Source organism: Dokdonia genika (assembly GCF_042652845.1).
GTDB lineage: Bacteria > Bacteroidota > Bacteroidia > Flavobacteriales > Flavobacteriaceae > Dokdonia > Dokdonia donghaensis.
Genome location: NZ_JBHSHB010000003.1, coordinates 12,741 through 29,562, shown reverse-complemented (window position 1 = coordinate 29,562; position 16,822 = coordinate 12,741). Strand labels below are relative to the sequence as shown.

At 36.7% G+C, this 16,822-nt stretch carries 20 protein-coding genes; 8 read left to right on the top strand and 12 right to left on the bottom strand.

Annotated features, from left to right (window positions below; all coding sequences use genetic code 11):
• Positions 1-2 precede the first annotated feature (2 nt).
• The 4 genes from ACFO5T_RS00145 to ACFO5T_RS00130 form a co-directional block, all read right to left on the bottom strand.
• Positions 3-461 carry a hypothetical protein gene (locus ACFO5T_RS00145; protein ID WP_380030995.1) on the bottom strand — a complete coding sequence of 153 codons (459 nt, stop codon included), beginning with the start codon at positions 459-461 and terminating at the stop codon, positions 3-5.
• Between the two features lie 2 nt (positions 462-463).
• Positions 464-991: a hypothetical protein gene (locus tag ACFO5T_RS00140; RefSeq protein WP_380030993.1), complete on the bottom strand. Its 528-nt coding sequence runs from the start codon at positions 989-991 to the stop codon at positions 464-466.
• Between the two features lie 33 nt (positions 992-1,024).
• Positions 1,025-1,540 carry an RNA polymerase sigma factor gene (locus tag ACFO5T_RS00135; RefSeq protein ID WP_316930998.1) on the bottom strand — a complete coding sequence of 172 codons (516 nt, stop codon included), beginning with the start codon at positions 1,538-1,540 and terminating at the stop codon, positions 1,025-1,027.
• A gap of 355 nt (positions 1,541-1,895) precedes the next feature.
• The gene (locus ACFO5T_RS00130) at positions 1,896-2,762 is read right to left on the bottom strand and encodes a sigma-70 family RNA polymerase sigma factor (RefSeq protein WP_013752207.1); all 867 of its coding nucleotides are present in this window, start codon (positions 2,760-2,762) and stop codon (positions 1,896-1,898) included.
• 204 nt (positions 2,763-2,966) lie between these two features.
• Between ACFO5T_RS00130 and ACFO5T_RS00125 the strand changes: the two genes are divergently transcribed.
• Together ACFO5T_RS00125 and ACFO5T_RS00120 are read left to right on the top strand one after the other, a co-directional pair.
• The gene (locus ACFO5T_RS00125; RefSeq protein ID WP_380030991.1) at positions 2,967-3,410 is read left to right on the top strand and encodes a Dabb family protein; all 444 of its coding nucleotides are present in this window, start codon (positions 2,967-2,969) and stop codon (positions 3,408-3,410) included.
• 93 nt (positions 3,411-3,503) lie between these two features.
• Entirely contained in the window at positions 3,504-5,255 is a 1,752-nt protein-coding gene (locus ACFO5T_RS00120) for an ABC transporter ATP-binding protein (protein ID WP_380030989.1), read from the top strand.
• A gap of 8 nt (positions 5,256-5,263) precedes the next feature.
• Here the strand turns inward: ACFO5T_RS00120 and ACFO5T_RS00115 are convergent, their stop codons facing one another.
• Complete coding sequence (locus ACFO5T_RS00115; RefSeq protein WP_380030987.1) at positions 5,264-5,644, bottom strand: DUF2237 family protein; 381 nt, start codon at positions 5,642-5,644, stop codon at positions 5,264-5,266.
• 145 nt (positions 5,645-5,789) lie between these two features.
• Here ACFO5T_RS00115 and ACFO5T_RS00110 point away from each other — a divergent pair, with 145 nt between their 5' ends.
• Positions 5,790-6,152 carry a DoxX family protein gene (locus ACFO5T_RS00110; RefSeq protein ID WP_380030985.1) on the top strand — a complete coding sequence of 121 codons (363 nt, stop codon included), beginning with the start codon at positions 5,790-5,792 and terminating at the stop codon, positions 6,150-6,152.
• Here ACFO5T_RS00110 and ACFO5T_RS00105 read toward each other — a convergent pair.
• Both ACFO5T_RS00105 and ACFO5T_RS00100 read right to left on the bottom strand, forming a co-directional pair.
• Positions 6,145-6,495 (bottom strand): DoxX family protein, encoded by a 351-nt coding sequence (locus ACFO5T_RS00105; protein WP_380030983.1) that lies wholly within the window; start codon positions 6,493-6,495, stop codon positions 6,145-6,147. The genes ACFO5T_RS00110 and ACFO5T_RS00105 overlap by 8 nt on opposite strands.
• 83 nt (positions 6,496-6,578) lie before the next feature.
• Entirely contained in the window at positions 6,579-6,893 is a 315-nt protein-coding gene (locus ACFO5T_RS00100) for a hypothetical protein (RefSeq protein ID WP_380030981.1), read from the bottom strand.
• Between the two features lie 386 nt (positions 6,894-7,279).
• Between ACFO5T_RS00100 and ACFO5T_RS00095 the strand changes: the two genes are divergently transcribed.
• Positions 7,280-7,726 (top strand): cold-shock protein, encoded by a 447-nt coding sequence (locus ACFO5T_RS00095; protein WP_380030979.1) that lies wholly within the window; start codon positions 7,280-7,282, stop codon positions 7,724-7,726.
• On the opposite strand, the gene ACFO5T_RS00090 is transcribed toward ACFO5T_RS00095, so the two are convergent.
• Positions 7,723-8,295 carry a pseudouridine synthase gene (locus ACFO5T_RS00090; protein ID WP_380030977.1) on the bottom strand — a complete coding sequence of 191 codons (573 nt, stop codon included), beginning with the start codon at positions 8,293-8,295 and terminating at the stop codon, positions 7,723-7,725. The genes ACFO5T_RS00095 and ACFO5T_RS00090 overlap by 4 nt on opposite strands.
• Before the next feature lie 57 nt (positions 8,296-8,352).
• On the opposite strand from ACFO5T_RS00090, the gene ACFO5T_RS00085 reads away from it, so the two are divergent.
• Entirely contained in the window at positions 8,353-8,856 is a 504-nt protein-coding gene (locus ACFO5T_RS00085) for a lipocalin family protein (protein ID WP_380030975.1), read from the top strand.
• Here the strand turns inward: ACFO5T_RS00085 and rlmF are convergent, their stop codons facing one another.
• From rlmF to ACFO5T_RS00065, 4 genes are all read right to left on the bottom strand, one after another.
• Positions 8,857-9,705 (bottom strand): 23S rRNA (adenine(1618)-N(6))-methyltransferase RlmF, encoded by an 849-nt coding sequence (gene rlmF / locus ACFO5T_RS00080; RefSeq protein WP_380030972.1) that lies wholly within the window; start codon positions 9,703-9,705, stop codon positions 8,857-8,859.
• A gap of 122 nt (positions 9,706-9,827) precedes the next feature.
• Positions 9,828-10,112 (bottom strand): acetyltransferase, encoded by a 285-nt coding sequence (locus ACFO5T_RS00075; protein ID WP_299149554.1) that lies wholly within the window; start codon positions 10,110-10,112, stop codon positions 9,828-9,830.
• A gap of 1 nt (position 10,113) precedes the next feature.
• Positions 10,114-11,514, bottom strand: coding sequence for an exonuclease domain-containing protein (locus ACFO5T_RS00070; protein WP_380030970.1), 1,401 nt, complete (start codon positions 11,512-11,514; stop codon positions 10,114-10,116).
• Positions 11,515-11,611: 97 nt separating this feature from the next.
• The gene (locus tag ACFO5T_RS00065; protein ID WP_021779085.1) at positions 11,612-11,887 is read right to left on the bottom strand and encodes an EF-hand domain-containing protein; all 276 of its coding nucleotides are present in this window, start codon (positions 11,885-11,887) and stop codon (positions 11,612-11,614) included.
• 207 nt (positions 11,888-12,094) lie between these two features.
• Here ACFO5T_RS00065 and ACFO5T_RS00060 point away from each other — a divergent pair, with 207 nt between their 5' ends.
• The 3 genes from ACFO5T_RS00060 to ACFO5T_RS00050 all read left to right on the top strand — a co-directional run bounded on the left by ACFO5T_RS00060 (position 12,095) and on the right by ACFO5T_RS00050 (position 16,785).
• Positions 12,095-13,195, top strand: a complete 1,101-nt coding sequence (locus ACFO5T_RS00060; RefSeq protein ID WP_380030967.1) for an alkene reductase — start codon at positions 12,095-12,097, stop codon at positions 13,193-13,195.
• Between the two features lie 71 nt (positions 13,196-13,266).
• On the top strand, positions 13,267-14,313 hold the full coding sequence (locus tag ACFO5T_RS00055; protein WP_380030965.1) for an NAD(P)-dependent alcohol dehydrogenase: 1,047 nt from the start codon (positions 13,267-13,269) through the stop codon (positions 14,311-14,313).
• Between the two features lie 144 nt (positions 14,314-14,457).
• Complete coding sequence (locus ACFO5T_RS00050; protein ID WP_380030963.1) at positions 14,458-16,785, top strand: T9SS type B sorting domain-containing protein; 2,328 nt, start codon at positions 14,458-14,460, stop codon at positions 16,783-16,785.
• Positions 16,786-16,822: the final 37 nt, after the last annotated feature.

Genomic DNA, 16,822 nt, shown 5'->3' with positions numbered 1-16,822 from the left:
AACTATCTATTACCACGATTACGGCCTTTATCACCGCGAAGTTTACGTATAAGATCTCGTCTAAAATCGTTTTCTGCTTTAAAGAGAACTAAGGTCTTCTTTGATGTTATTTTATCTTTAAGACCGCTCAATAACTCAGCGCGTGCATCGAGCTTTTGCTTTTCTAGTGATTGTATAGTTTGTAACGTTTTTGTGGCTGCAGCCTCATCCATTGTGTCAAAATCTGTTCTGAGCTCTCGCATAACCTTACGCTCGGTGTCATAAATATCATTTACACGGCCGTCATAAACATTATAAACAGGCCAGAAAGTTTGAGCCTCATCTGTTGTAAGCTCTAATCGCTCAGTTATAAAAGCAACTTTAAGCGCTTTAATTTTCTCTCGTTTACTTTCTTTATCCTCTTGTGCTATTGTTGTTGTAGCTATGATAAATGTGAGTACTAATGTTATATATATTTTCATAATTAATCTATGTATAAATCAAAACCATCTAAGCGCTCATCTAGATAATCTATAATAATAGATTCATCTAGGGCAAGATCATTTTGAAGGTCATTTATATCGTCTTCTGTGAGCCACTCTGCAAATTCTATGCCTTCTAAGTCGGTGGCTTCATCATCAAAATATGCAGCTATTGTAGTGATATCATCACCAGATGAGCTTTGTACCTGCGTCCATAATATACTAACTAGCAGGAGTAATGCAGCAGCAATACCAGCAATAGGGTAGAGGTACTGTTTTAAAATAATGACTTTAGTTTCGGTGTCATTACTATTAGAAAGATCTTCAGTACGCTTTCGCGAAAGCGTATCTAAAATAGCTTCCATACTAGTTGCAAAATAGTCGTCTGGCACATCAAATCTAGATGAGCTGCTATCTGATAACTGATCATCAAGTCTTATCTGATTTAATAAATGCTCTTTACTCTCTTGAAAATAGTTTTCTGGAGTATTGAACCCTCGATGTTTTGGTATGTTGTTTTCTGTTTTCACGTTACTAATAAGACATTTTAAATATCTAAAGGTTTAATCACTGGTTAGAATACTGGTTAGTTTCTTGGTCGCAATGTGATAAGAACTTTTTAGAGCGCCCACAGAGGTGCCCAGTATCTCGCTTATATCATCATATTTCATATCTTGGTAATACTTCATCTGGAACACGAGTCGTTGCTTTTCTGGTAGTTGCGTAAGTGCTTTTTCTAGTGCAATTTGTATATCATTACCAGTAAAATAAACATCACTCTCTAAGTTTTCTATTATTCTATCTTGTAACTCTTCACTTGATATCTGGGCTTGTTTTGCTCTTTTCTTCAAGAATGTGAGCGATTCATTTGTCGCAATTCTATAAAGCCAGGTGTACAGTTTACTATCACCTTTAAAGTTTTTTATACTCTTGTAAACTTTTATAAAAACATTTTGAAGCACATCATCTGCATCTTCGTGATTTTTTACAATACCTCGTATATGCCAGTAAAGTGGCTTTTGATACGTGTCAAGTAATAATGAGAAGGACCTAGTTTCGTCCTTCTGGAGGGATGCTATGAGCTGTTGTTCTTCTATTTTAGTAAGCTTTACTTAGTTATTGGACTCTTTAAGTTGTAAAAGGTTTAATTATCATCAATAATAACTTTATGGTAGTCTTTATTTAACATTAAAATTCCAATTTATCGATAAAGTGCATTTTATAACGATTAAATACACAAAAAGCTTGTGAGCTTTAAAAACATCTTTTATATTTACACCATCATAAAGAAGTTGATTAATTTGCGAATACCCCAATTCATATATTGATTTAATGATTTGATAAGTGCTTTATCCCAAATTGGCACTTTTATCTAACCTACTAAACTAAAAAAGCCCGTATTAACGGGCTTTTTTTATGAATTAGAATGAAGTACTATCCTAAGTATTTCATTAGAATTTTACTCTTAGATGTGTGACGCAATCTTTTGATTGCTTTCTCTCTAATCTGGCGTACACGCTCACGACTTAGGTCAAAAATATCACCTATTTCTTGAAGTGTCATCGCTGGTTGATTACCTAAACCGTAGTTAAGGCGTACAACCTCTGCTTCTTTTTCTGTAAGCGTATCTAGCGCTCTATTGATCTCAATACTTAGTGACTCTTGCATAAGCTCTCTATCTGGGCGAGGTGACTCACTAGAACTTAATACGTCATAAAGGTTGTTATCATTTTCTCCTTCGGCAAATGGCGCATCCATACTAAGGCTGCGGCTCACATTCTTAAGAGATATTTTTACTTTCTCTTCAGAGATATCAAGATACTTTGCAATCTCACCAGAGGTAGGCTTACGCTCGTGTACCTGCTGTAAGTAAACCATTGCTTTGTTAATCTTACTTATTTCTCCAATTTTATTAAGAGGTAAACGTACCGTACGCGCGTGCTCTGCAATAGCTTGTAAGATAGATTGTCTAATCCACCATACTGCGTATGATATAAATTTGAAACCTCTTGTCTCGTCAAAACGTTTTGCAGCTTTTACAAGACCTACGTTTCCTTCATTAATAAGGTCAGATAGTGATAGACCTTGGTTTTGATATTGCTTTGCTACAGATATAACAAAACGAAGGTTTGCGCGTGTAAGTGCATCTAGTGCTCGCTCATCTCCTTTTTGAATACGCTGTGCTAACTCAACCTCCTCTTCGGCAGTAATCAAATCTATCTTGCTCACATCCTGAAGATAATTATTCAGGGATTTCGTCTCTCTGTTAGTAACCTGCTTGGTGATTTTGAGTTGTCTCATATGGTATAATTATATTTATATATGGTCTAGTATAGCCGAAATAAGTAATACAAACAACTATTTAACTAAACCTGTTAATGTATAGCCCAAAAGCAGAAACAAATAATAAATACTTGTACTTTCTAGATGCTTACTCTAAGGCCTCTAATAAACTTATACGTAGAATTTTCTATTTTGTTACATTTATAAACAAAAATATTCGGTATGAAAAGAATTAATGTTGTTATACTCTTATTATTAATGTGTTATGTTTCTTGTGATACCCACACAAAAACAGAAAATAGTAACATTAAGGACACACAGAGTACAAATATTAATGAGAAAGAGTCACATTTTGACCCTACATATGTACACGTGGTTTACTTCTGGTTTAAAGCAGGCACAACAAAGGAGGATCACCTTCTGTTTGAAAAATCTCTGCGTACCTTTTTAAATACTTCTCAATATGCAAAGACTAATTTTATAGGCACTCCACCTCAAGCAACCAGAGCCGTAGTAGATGATAGTTTTACATATAATTTAGTACTTAGTTTTGACTCAGCACAGGCACAAAAGGCTTATCAAGATGAAGCTGCACATAAGGTCTTTATAAAAGAATGTGAACATCTTTGGGAAAAGGTAATCGTTTATGACGCACAAAAAATCTAAAGTAAGCTCTTTACCAAGTTTGTGCCTTTCTTGTGGTGATTAATGGATATGAGTACGCTTTCGCGAAAGCGCATTTATAACTAGCTTTACCCTATGACAAAGGAAAAAGAAAAAAAAAGTAAAGTCACTATAGCATCTGCCTTTACATCTATTATTTGGCCACGCCGAAAGTTAGTATTTATAGGCCTCATATTAATAGTTATAGGTAGACTTGCCAGCCTTATTTTACCTTGGAAATCTAAGGCTCTACTGGATGACATTATTCCTAATAAGGATATGAGTGCTCTTTATGATCTGCTCTGGCTCGTAGGTTTTGCATTACTCATACAGGCTGTAACCTCATTTTTACTCACGCGCATACTAAGTGTGCAAGCACAATACCTCATATCAGAATTAAGAGCTCAAGTTCAAAAAAAGGTACTGTCACTACCTATAAGTTTTTTTGATAATTCTAAGTCTGGAGCCCTAGTTTCTCGTATTATGAGTGATGTAGAAGGAGTACGTAATTTAATAGGCACAGGGCTTGTTCAGCTTGTAGGAGGTACTATTACTGCCATAGTATCACTTGTGTTATTAATAAGAATTAATGCCTTAATGACGTTATTTGTCTTTCTACCAGTAGCCATTTTTGGCTATGTAGCGTTGCGAGCATTTAAGTACATACGTCCTATCTTTAGAAACCGAGGTAAAATAAATGCTCAGGTAAAAGGAAGACTTACAGAAACACTTGCAGGAGTGCGCGTGATTAAAGGTTTTGGAGCAGAGGCACAAGAAAACAAAACTTTTGAAGAAGGTGTAGATATGCTTTTCCAAAATGTAAAGAAAAGTCTTACTGCAACAGCTGTAATGACCAGTAGTTCTACATTTTTACTAGGTCTTGCCTCTGTAGGTATAATGGGTATAGGAGGTTATTTTATGATACAAGGAGAGATGACCACCGGTGAGTTTTTATTTTTTACACTCTTACTTGGTTTTATGATCGCTCCCATTGTGCAAATGAGTAATATAGGTAGCCAACTCACGGAGGCACTTGCGGGTCTAGATCGTACTGAGGAGTTAATGAATATGACACCAGAAGACGAGCTAGGTAATCGTGATATAACACTTGATAAATTACACGGTGATATCAAGTTTGATAATGTTTCTTTCTCTTACGAGAAAAGCAAACAAGTGATACATAATATCTCATTTGAAGCAAAAGCGGGTACAACAGTTGCACTAGTGGGAAGCTCCGGATCTGGAAAATCTACCATTGCAGGCCTGGCGGCTACATTTTTAAATCCGCAATCTGGAGAAGTATCTGTAGATGGTAATGACTTGTCTCGAGTACAGCTATCAAGTTACAGACAAAATTTAGGGGTCGTTCTTCAAGACGAATTCCTATTTGAGGGAACTATACGTGAGAATATACTCTTTCCCAGACCAAATGCTAGTGAAGAACGCTTATTAAAGGCTGTAAAAGCAGGTTATGTAAATGAGTTTACAGATCGCTTTGAGGAAGGTCTAGATACATTAATAGGAGAACGTGGGGTAAAACTTTCTGGAGGTCAGCGCCAGCGCATTGCCATAGCAAGAGCAATACTTGCGGACCCAAAAATAATCATACTAGATGAGGCAACCTCAAATCTCGATACAGAGAGTGAAGCGCTTATTCAAAAATCGCTTTCTGAGCTTGTAAAAGATAGAACAACCATTGTGATAGCTCATAGACTAAGTACAATAAAAAAAGCAGATCAGATTCTAGTCATAGAAGATGGTCGTATTGCTGAGCAGGGTACTCACGATACGCTCATATCGCAGGAGGGAAGGTATTATGATCTATATACCTATCAAGCAAAAATATAGGGTGAAGATTATAAAGCGTAAGCCTCTAGCACCTCAATAGTTGTATACTCTAGTGCTTTTTGATGAGTGGCTGCAAGATTGAGTAGGGGAGCAACCCCAGCTTTTTCTGCTTCTAGCCAGCGCATTATACAAAGGCACCATCCATCATTAGGCTTAAGACCGGGAAAATTATATTGAGGTATAGGAGTAGAGAGATCATTTCCTCTAGTCTTTGTGTAGTTTAAAAATGCCTCGGTCATAACAGCACAAACCACGTGTGTCCCTCTATCTACAGTAGCTGTACGACAATAACCATCTCTAAAATAACCCGTCATTGGGTCTGTACAGCAGCCTATAAGTGTTTTTCCGTAAACATTATATTCTATAGTAGATGATGATGTGAGACTCATTTCTAAAAATTTGTTAATGATTATAGCGTGTTCTTAATAAAGGTATAAAGTTACGGTTATACCTTCTTATAATTATCACAATATGTAAATCCTTGTTTAATAAAAACGCTAAATTTATAAACAACTAATCAAAGAAAATTAAAAAATGGATTATTTATCAATTATCTTAAAGTGTATTGTAGGACTAAGCATCTTAAACGTATGGTTACTGCGCACGGGTACATCTTCACAATGGAGAGGCGGTAATGCGAGCACGCTCAAAGAAGAGTTTGCACACTATGGACTATCAGAAAGTACAATGAAGATTGTAGGAACTATAAAATGCTTACTGGCTGTAGGTTTACTAGTTTCAATTTTTTATAGTCCGTTAGAATTTTATAGCGCATTAGGTATTGCGATAATGATGGCTGGAGCTATCGCTATGCACCTTAAGGTAGGTGACCCTCTTAAAAAGTCATTTCCAGCATTCTTATTTCTGGCAATTTCAGTTTTAATAATTCTTATCTAATAGCGATAAGATAATAGGCTAAGTAGGCATTGAGGACAAAAAACGTAAACGCGGGTAGTGAGGCAATAAAGCTATCTTTTATGCGAAGTCTTACAAACCATCCCAATAGCATAAGAAGTGAAATGCCAACAAGTGCCGCAACTTGTAATGGCGTGTAAAAAAAACCGGTTATAATGCCTATAGCCCCAGTGATTTGGGCAATGCCCGTAATCTTGCGTTGCACGGGTGACAACCCAAAACGCTTAAACTCTTCCGTCATAAAATTAGAAGACAAGCAACTTATACCGTAGTATAAAAATGAAAACCCTATCAAACCTATAAGAATTGTATGTGCTGTTTTCATATAAACTGTTGTGTTACAAATGTACTACCCCTCATAAAATAAAAGCGACCCATAGGTCGCTTTTTATATTGAGTACAATTGTCTTATTGTGTGTATTGGCTACTTTGCTCTTCTAAGTTTTCATTAGACTCACCTCCTTGGCTATAGAGCATATTTTCTTCATCTTTAATTCGGTTTGTAGTTTTCTTACTGGCCTGCATTCTTCCTGGTACATCTAGGTCTTTGCCAGCAAAGTCTACTTTTTCTGATCTATTACTAAGAGCTACATCATCGCCACCATCTTGGCGTATGTTGTTTTCAAAATCTTGACCTAAAACTTTAAGATCTTCTGGAGTAACATCAGAGTTATAAGTGGTATCATTTTGTTCTTCCTTGAGCTTATTGTTTGTATCTTTCATTGGTTTCATAATGTTCTTTTTTATTAAAGTTACAACTATGTACCGCCTTTCAAATCTATTTTAACCCGCCACTAAGAAAAAGATAACAGACTTGTTAAAATAGTGGCCGGTTATAATATTTGGCATTACACCCTAAAAGACTTCTATATCTTATGTAAGTAAGCTCTTAATACAACGTAGTAGTGTGTTGTAAGAATAATTACGCTTTCGCGAAAGCGTAAAAACCACTTTTAATTGCTATCTTTACAATAATCACAATGTACGGCAAAGCATACTACAAGCAGAGTCACAGTTATTTATGTAAGTTCTTATAATAAATAGCGACTAATATGTGAACGTTAAGAGATATTCTCGCAACGTAATAATTAAACACGATAAAAGAGTTAATGGCTAGACCACAAGAAACCTTTGGTAAAAAAGAAAGAGAAAAGAAGAGGCTTAAAAAAGCAGAAGACAAACGCAAGAAAAAACTTGCCCGTAAAGAGAGCGGAGAAAAATTAAATGAATTTGTATACGTAAACCACCTAGGTCAACTAGTGGATACTCCACCAGACCCGTCACTGAAAGAAGAAGTAGATGTAGAAGACATCGTTTTAGGAATTCCTAAAAAAGAAGAAGGTGATGAACCAGATCCAATAAAAACTGGATTTGTTGAGTTTTTTGACTCTTCAAAAGGTTTTGGATTTATTAAAGATGCAGATACTCCAGAAAAGTACTTCGTTCACATATCTGAAGTTATAGAAGGAGAACTTAAGGAAGGAAACAAAGTTTCTTACGAAATAGAAAGAGGACAAAAAGGGATGAACGCCGTGCGCGTTAATAAGATTATTTAAAGTAATTCTTTTACCTCAATAACTTGGCTAGGCTCCAGACCCACAAGGGTTTGTGAGCCTATTCTTATTCTTACAAGTCGTAGTGTAGCAAAACCTACCGCACTAGTCATCTTACGTACTTGTCTAAATTTACCTTCAGTAATGGTGATTGAGATCCACGGCGCTGGGCCGTGTCGCAAGTCTCTTATCTTTTTTGCACGTTCTGGAAAACCAGGATCACCATCTATGCGCCTAGCTTTACAAGGTTTTGTTGTATATTTTTTACCCTCTACACTTATTTCTACTCCTTGAGTTAATGCGAGAATAGCCTCATCTGTAATAGCGCCATCTACCTGAGCATAATACTCTTTTTCTATCCCAGATGTGTTAATAGTGTGAGATAGCTTACCGTCTGTAGTCATAAACAATAGTCCCTCAGAGTGCTCATCCAGTCGCCCCACAGCCATTGTGCCTTCTGGAAAATCATAAAACTCTTTTAAAAACTTTTTTTTACGAGCTTGCCTTGCATCATTAGTAATGAGCTGACTTAAATAACCATACGGTTTGAACAATTTAAAGTGTCTATGCATAGATTGTGAGATAGTCTAACGAAAGTATAGGATTCATTATAATTCTTATATTTAATAATGCAAAAATTACTAGTCTCCCTCGTTATTGTCTTATTTATAACTTCTTGTACAAATAAGAAATCTACTCCATTTCAGGTTACAAGTGATATTAAAAATCTTATCGCGGGTGATAGTGTAAAGACTTGGAAACTTGCCAAAAGGTATAATGGTAAAACCCGTATGAATATGGGAGATTGTTTTTTACACTACAGGCAAAGCTTTTATAGCAATGGCACTGTAACTGATAATAACGCACAACACCCATCTTGTGGGCCATCTTTATCTGGCACTTGGAGTATCATAAAAGATAGTCTAGGATATACTCATATTAGAATAACGAGTGTAAAACTCAAAGAACTCCTTCATATAGACGAAGATTATAAGGATTTTAGAATCTTTTATGCTAGTAAAGATTCTTTACACCTATCCTTTACTCATAAACAATTTGGTGAAAAACGAAGAATCTCAGATTATCTTGTGAGTGAAGAACTAAGCATACCTGACCGTAAATTTCATCACTAATTACTCTTTAAAACGCCAAGCTAGAAATCTTGATTTCTTATTACCCTGAGACATATCTACCGTTTTATGCTCTGCCTTAAGTTTTTCTAGTTGCTTTCTTATTTTAGGCAAGTGCTCGCTTTTTGATACTAGGGTAGTAAACCAGCCTACTTGATCTTTAAAGTGTACACTTTCTTTTACCATACGCTTTATAAATAGTGCCTCACCACCGTTACACCACAGCTCGTTAGATTGCCCTGCAAAGTTACGTTCAACCTCTTTAAGCTTTAGGTTTTTTGATTTTTCTTTAGTTGCCTTAAAAGCCTCTTTTTCTGAGCTATAAAAAGGAGGGTTACACATTGTAAAGTCATACTGCTCACCAGGTAGAATAGCACCTTCAAAAATTTGAGCTCTTTGTTGCTGGTATATAGCAGAGAGAAAACCTTTGAGGTGGGTGTTTTTCTCTAGTAATAAGTTTGCGTTTTGTACGGCCTTTGGGTCTATATCGACACCTTTCATTTTCCAGTTAAATAATGATCCTCCTAGTAATGGGTAGATGAAGTTTGCACCAGTACCTACATCAAGGCCTTGAGCTTGCTTATCTGTATTAAGAAAGTCTTTAAGATATAAGATGTAATCTGCACGACCAGGTATTGCAGGCGCCAGATATCCCTTTGGAATGTCATACCAGTTAAGAGAGTAATCATTGAGTAAGATGGCTCTATTAAGCTCTAAAACAGCTTTGGGGTTTGAAAAATCTATGGTTTGAATACCTCTGTTAGTTTCAAGTATATGAGGTGCAAGCTCCTTATTTGCTTTACGTAATTGTTTAAAGAGGTAAGGACCTATATTCTTATTATCTGGGTGCATAAAATTGTATTTGAGCACAATAAGAATGATTAAGTATTTCCTTGTGCTTTTAAGAAGCACAAAACTACAACTAATGCTGGTATCACCTCTTACAATTCTTAGTAAATGCGTATTATGACTAGTTACGCAAGTTTACCTCTGTATGCTAGTGATATCATATTATGAGACAGTAGTGTGCTTTTATCATCTAGATAGGTAGATAAATACGATATGACAAGAGCGCGTTGCTCTGTAGATAAGTTCTTGTATGCGGGTCGTGCTATACGTTTATCCCATTTTGTACCAACTACGTTGTCTAACGCAATGCGTAAGTAACAGTGATTCTCAAAATTGAGCTCTGGATATTTTTGTGCTAGTGTATCCGGTAGCTGTAGGTAGTAGGTTTTGTAATCTAATGTGGTATTCATATCAGGCAGAAATAGCTAGGGGAATTATACTTGGGTTTTTATGTCTACGCAGGTAACTTCTCAAAATAACATCTGTGTGGTAGGTACTTTTCTTAAGATTAAGATATGATGCCACGTCATCAAAATGACTGAACTGCTCTGTCTCTGGTACAAAACCAAAACCTTTATAAACCCCTTTATCTATGTAGATAAAAGCCGTTTCATCTTCAGTACGTCCACGTTCTTTAATGAGATATGTTTCATTTTCTGAGTAATAAGCCGCTAGCGCTTGATGTACTCGCTCGTTATAATCTGCGACGGCTTCTTCGTCATTACACACTCCTTTACAACCTTTAAGACGGTAATGTGAACACTGACCAAAAGTGGCTTGTAACCCACAAAAACGGGCGCATAGATGATATGTATTACACAGTTCCATTAAACGCTCTGTGGCCTTTGCTTTAGTATAAACTTTATCTGTTGCACTTGCACGATACTTAGACTTTGCAACTGCTAGCTGTAGTATTCCTTTTCTATTCTCGTAAGACACAATGGTATATGTACTTACCGGTATTTTTTGTGCTCTATTAAATTTTGGAAAATATTGTTCAATATATTCAGATTCTAGAAGTAGTGCGCAGAGTTCATTACCTGTCACTTCATAATCTATTTGATATGTTTCTTGACCTAGGAGATATTCCTTATTCTTTTTATCATAAAAATGCGATAATACGCGCTTCTTGATATTAATCGCTTTCCCTACATAAATGATTTTACCGGCACGATCTTTAAATAAATAAATCCCTGCCGTTTCTGGAAGCTCTTGAATAATACGTGAAGGTAGGTGAGGAGGTAATGTAGCCTCTTTAGACCGTACATTTAAAAATGCGTTCATAACCTTTTTGTCCTCATCTAGATCTAGCAACCTTTTAAAAAGAATAACAGTAGCATCTGTATCACCTTCTGCTCGGTGTCTGTTATTAAGAGGAATCCCTATTGACGCACAAAGATTACCTAGTGAGTAACTAAACAAATTAGGAATAAGCTTCCGCGAAAGACGTACCGTGCACAACTTTTTACGCACAAATGAAACACCTAGTCTTTTAAATTCTCCCTTAATTACATTAAAGTCAAAGTTGACATTGTGAGCTACAAAAATGGCACCCTCTGTAATTTCCAAAACACGCTGAGCGATTTCTTCAAAGAGGGGTGCATCTTCTACCATTGCATCATCTATACCAGTAAGATTAGTAATAAATGGTGGAATGTATTGCTCAGGATTTACAAGCGATGTAAACTTGTCTATTATTTCTCCATCCTTAAGACGTACGGCGCAAAACTCGGTAATGCGATTACCGTTTATTCCTTTACCTGTAGTCTCAACGTCTATAATGCAATGATATGTAGGTGCTAACTCAGTCATAATTGAGTAACAAAACTACACTTTATTTTTGATTATTAGGAATTATTCCAAAAAAATGGATTAAAATATGCACTCTATTGGAAAAATTGTGAACTCATTAGTCTTTATCCTTAATTTCATCAAGTGCTGCCTTAAATTCTTCCCAGCTCACATTATCATTTCCATCTTTGCTATACCCATCTATTAAGGCATTTGCCACGATAGATCTTATAAATCCGCTTATTTCAGCTTTTTTTAGCAGGGTTTTGATTTCGCTTTTAGACAGTGTCCCATTTCCATCTTTATCAAAAAATGCAAAAGCCTGCTCTGGGCTATCAAATTCTTGAGTTATGAGGATTTGCAGTTTATTGAGGATCATATCTTTGGTAGCCATAACTGTATTATTTTAAATTATATATCTGTTTTTCTATGCTTGTCGCAATTTAAAAATACATAATCTATTGTCTATTGCTCTGCTTAAATAGTGAGAGTTTCCATTTTCACGAAAGTGAAATTCTTTGTGAAACCCTTTATTTTCATTTAACAACGCATTAACGGAGAAGCACGTTGAGACGCTCTAAATTTGTTAAAAAAAGAAACTATGGATACTAACAGCCAACTATTATCACCGCTCAATACTGAGCGTTTATCTCTTAAAAATAAAGTAGTAATGGCACCTCTCACAAGGTCTAGAGCTACGCAAGAACATATACCTACAGCGATAATGTCACTCTATTACGGGCAACGTGCTGGTGCTGGATTAATAATTACAGAAGGAACAGCTCCTTCGCCTAACGGTGTGGGCTATGCACGCATACCAGGTATTTATAATAGCGATCAAGTAGAAGCTTGGAAACCTGCAACAGAGGCCGTTCACAATAAAGGTGGAAAGATCTTTATGCAGCTTATGCATACGGGTAGAATCTCGCATCCAGATAATATGCCAGAAGAAGCCAAAATACTTGCACCATCTGCCATACAACCAGAAGATACAAAGATGTATGTAGACGGTAAGGGTGAGTTAGAAATCCCAAAGCCTACTGCGATGACTCAAGACGATATTAATACTGTGATTGATGAATATGTACAAGCGGCAAAAAATGCTATAGAAGCTGGTTTTGACGGAGTAGAGGTACACAGCGCAAACGGCTATTTACTGGACCAATTTGTAAACGCAGGTACAAATAAAAGAACAGACAACTACGGAGGCTCTGCCGAAAATAGAAGCAGATTAACACTAGAAGTCACTGCAAAAGTTATTGAGGCTATAGGAAAAGATAAAGTAGGTATACGCTTATCTCCTAATGGTGCGATGAATGATTTAGGACCTTTTGAGGGGAAAGAAGAGACATTTGATTATCTATCAAAAGAGTTAGAAAAACTAGATGTACTATATATACATCTCGTAAATCACGGCTCAATGGGTGCACCAGCTTTACCAGATGACATACGTACTAATATACGTGACAATTATAATGGCCTACTTATTTTAAGTGGAGGCTATGATGCTCAAGAGGCAAATAAAGACTTAGAAGATAATAAAGGAGATCTTATTGCCTTTGGGCGTAAATTTATTGCAAATCCAGATTTGGTAACACGATTTGAAAAAGATGCTTCACTTAATGAGCTAGATCAAGATACATTTTATACTCCAGGTAAAGAAGGATACACAGATTACCCAACGCTAGAAGAAAGCAAGTAAATTACAAAAAGTGGTTGTAATTATGCTTTCGCGAAAGCAAAACACTAACTAATTAGTTTAAAAAAATTATTATGACAGAAGTAAAAGCATACGGTGCTCAAGATAAAGAGGCAGATTTAAAGGAAATGACAATAGAACGTCGTGACACCTTGCCCACAGATGTAAAAATTAAAATAACCTATTGTGGCGTTTGTCACAGTGACATACACACTGTGCGTAGCGACTGGGGACCTTCTATGTACCCAGTTGTACCTGGTCACGAGATTGTAGGTGAGGTAATAGAAGTAGGAGACGAGGTTTCAAAATTTAAAAAAGGAGACCTAGTAGGAGTAGGATGTCTAGTAGATTCTTGCCAGGAGTGCTCATCTTGCGAGAGTGATCTAGAGCAATTTTGTCTCAACGGCGCTACGTGGACTTACAATAGTAAAGACAAGCATACAGATGGACACACCTTTGGAGGATATTCTCAAGAGGTGGTGGTTGATCAAAATTTTGTACTTAACATCCCAAAAAATCTAGACACAAAGGCAGTTGCACCATTATTATGTGCTGGTATTACAACTTTCTCTCCATTACATCACTGGGGTGTAAAAGAAGGAATGAAAGTAGGGGTTGTAGGTCTAGGAGGTTTAGGTCATATGGGACTTAAATTTTCTCACGCAATGGGAGCAGAGACAGTAATGATTACAACTTCTGAAGGCAAAGCTGATGATGCAAAAAGGCTAGGTGCAGATGATGTACTTATCTCAAAAGATAAAGACGCTATGAAGTCTCATAAAGGATCTTTTGACTTTATTCTTAATACAGTACCAGTAAGCCACGACATTAACCCATACCTAGAGCTACTAGCTATAGATGGTACAATGTGTATGGTAGGAGCCATAGAGCCGCTACCAGATGTGCACGGTGGTAACCTTATCTCTGGTCGTAAAAGTGTAGCTGGGTCTCTTATAGGAGGCATAAAAGAAACTCAAGAAATGCTTGATTTTTGTGGTGAACACAATATTGTAAGTGATATTGAGATGATAGATATGTCTAGTATTAATGAGGCTTATGAGCGTGTGCAAAACAACGATGTGAAGTACCGATTTGTAATCGATATGGAATCTTTGAGTTAAAAATAATATTACGATTAAGAAAAGCGAACTTTTAAGTTCGCTTTTTTTATTGCCTTACGTTTAAGATTCATCACTTTGTTATTATAAAGTTCATTGCGATATAATAGTCGTAGTATTTACATTTGTACCATCCATAAAATAATAATGCGACACTTTATAGTTTTTTGCTTTCTTATTATATCTACAAGTCTCATAGCACAAAACGTGGTGGTAGATAGTCAAACATATACTCCACAGCAATTAATAGAAGATATTCTCATAAATAGTAACTGTATCTCAGACATACAGGTCACAAACATTGTAGGAGGAGATTTTGGAGGTCAGGAGCAGAGCTATGGCTACTTTAATGCAAACGGTAGTAACTTCCCTCTTCAAGAAGGAATTGTTTTAAGTACCGGAAGATTGCAGAATGTGCAAGGTCCTAACACGAGTCTCAGTGATGATGATGCTCCAGACTGGCTAGGAGATGCAGATCTTGAGTTTGTACTTGATGAGCAAAATACGACTAATGCTACTATACTAGAGTTTACTTTTCAATCTACAGCCTCAGAGGTACGTTTTAGATATCTATTTGCCTCAGAAGAGTATCAAGAAGGTAATCCTAACACTTGTAATTTTTCAGATTTATTTGGGTTTCTTATAAGAGAAGAAGGCGAGCAAGGGTATGAAAATATAGCCTTAGTACCAGACACAACTACCCCTGTAAAAGTTACAACCGTACACCCAGAAATACCTAATGGCTGTCCTGCCATAAACGAGTTTTATTTTGAAAGCTTTAATGGAAACGCAGCACCTATTAACTTTAATGGACAAACCAAAGTCATTGAAGCAAAAGCAATTATACAACCTAACTTAAACTATCAAGTTAAGTTAGTAATAGCAGATGAGCAAAACTTTAGATATGACTCTGCTGTCTTTTTAGAGGCGGGAAGTTTTCAGTTAGGTACAGATTTAGGTCCAGATAGAACTGTAGCGGGTGGTAATCCCATTTGCGGTGCAGGAGAAACCACACTTGTAGTAAACGAACCTCTTGCAACAGCATTTATGTGGCAACGTGACGGTATACCACTATCAGAAACTTCAAACGACCTTACAGTTAGTCAAGGTGGATTTTATACTGTAGAAGTTGTTCTAGATAATGGTTGTGAAGCCTTTGGTGAAGTCACAATAGAGTTTGTTCAAAACCCTACTGTTTCTAATAGTACGTTACAGCAGTGTGATGCAAATGGAGACGGCTTATCGCAGTATAACTTATTTGACGCTTTAGATGACGTAACTGTTAACGATAGTAGCCTTATCATAACTGGATTTTATAACAACCTTTCAGATGCCGAAAGTGAAGTAAATGTAATTGGAAATCCTAACACATTTCAAAACACACAAGTAAATCAGGTTGTATATGCACGAGTTGCTTCACAAGCAGGATGCAGCGCTATTGCTAGCGTACAGCTTACTACGGGTAACGAGACACTAGTACTAGATGCCTTAGAGGTGTGCGATACAGATGGAATTATAGATGGTATTACAGAGATTGATTTAAGCACGCTCTCATCACAGGTACAAAACCAAGTGCCTGCAGGAGCAACCGTAAGCTTTTATGAGAACGAGGAGGATGCATTTAATCAGCAAGGGGAAATCACTACTTCATTTACTAACACAGAGGCTTTTAATCAAACCATTTATATCCGTGTTAATGATAATGGGCAGTGCCTTTCTATCACAACGGCAGATATAGTTATTCTGTCTCCACCAGTAATGGCCGATGATGAATTGCGTTTTTATTGTACAAATAACTTTCCTGAGACTATAACGCTTAGTGCGGGAGTAATAAGCAATACTGCTGGTTTACAGTATGCCTGGCAGCATAATGGCACGCTACTTATAGATAACACATCAACTATTGCGATTAATGAACCGGGGAGCTATATAGTAACCGCCGTAGGAGCTAATGGCTGTGAGTCTTCAAGAAGTATTAATGTAACTCCATCAAGTACAGCAACTATAACTAATGTTTCGGTTGTAGACGGAGGAGAAAACAATACCGTAACGATCACTGTAGAAGGTACAGGCGTTTATGAAAATGCAATTGGAAATATCTTTGGTCCATATCAAGAATCACCTACTTTTCAAAACGTGCCCGCAGGTCTTTACAATCTCTTTGTTCGTGATGTAAACGGTTGCGGTATAACTGCAAAAGAGGTCTCTGTTATAGGTTTTCCTACCTATTTTACACCTAACGGTGATGGTATAAATGATACTTGGAAACTTGAAGGCGCCGGGCAAGACACCAATACCACAGTGCGTTTCTTTATTTTCGATCGCTATGGGAAGTCTATGTATCAATCTCGTGCAATGGATAATGGATGGAATGGAATTTACAATGGAGCTGAACTTCCACCAGATGATTACTGGTATTTAGTCGAGCTTGAGGATGGTCGCATCTTTAGAGGTCACTTTTCATTATTGAGATAATTGAGATAGTATTCCGCTTTCGCGAAAGCGTAAATCA